General features: G+C 58.4%; 1 protein-coding gene. It reads right to left on the bottom strand.

Annotated features, from left to right (window positions below; genetic code table 11):
* Positions 1-54: 54 nt before the first annotated feature.
* Positions 55-361: UxaA family hydrolase (locus J1C49_RS21600; protein WP_227447865.1), on the bottom strand; the 307-nt coding region annotated here is incomplete at its 5' end.

Here is a 361-nt window from a genome sequence, read left to right as displayed (position 1 = left end):
GACCGGACCGGGGACGGACGCCTCAGGCCCGACAAGCCATGCGCGCACCGGCGCCTACCAGCGCTTGGTCTTGCAATTGTGGGTGTGCACATGCCCACCCTTTGGAATATCGGCGACAATCTTGCCGATATCCTCGCCATACTTGATCGCGGTGTCACCAGCCGACAGATCCTTGAGCGCAACCTTGTGGCCAATCGGAATGTCCGCCCCGGCCGTCAGGCGAAAGGTCGAATTGTCATGCGTCACGCAAACAAGCATGTCCGTCCCGGACTCAAGGCCCTCAACAACAACAACACCAACGTTGTCAGCGTGCTCGTGAACAAGAAGATGCGGTATCTCAGACATCAGGGGAAGCTCCATT

The sequence above is a fragment of the Cognatishimia sp. F0-27 genome (assembly GCF_020667845.1).
Classification (GTDB): Bacteria; Pseudomonadota; Alphaproteobacteria; order Rhodobacterales; family Rhodobacteraceae; genus JAFMPQ01.
Note: the sequence above shows the minus strand (reverse complement) of the source record. Positions and strands in the feature narration are given on the sequence as shown.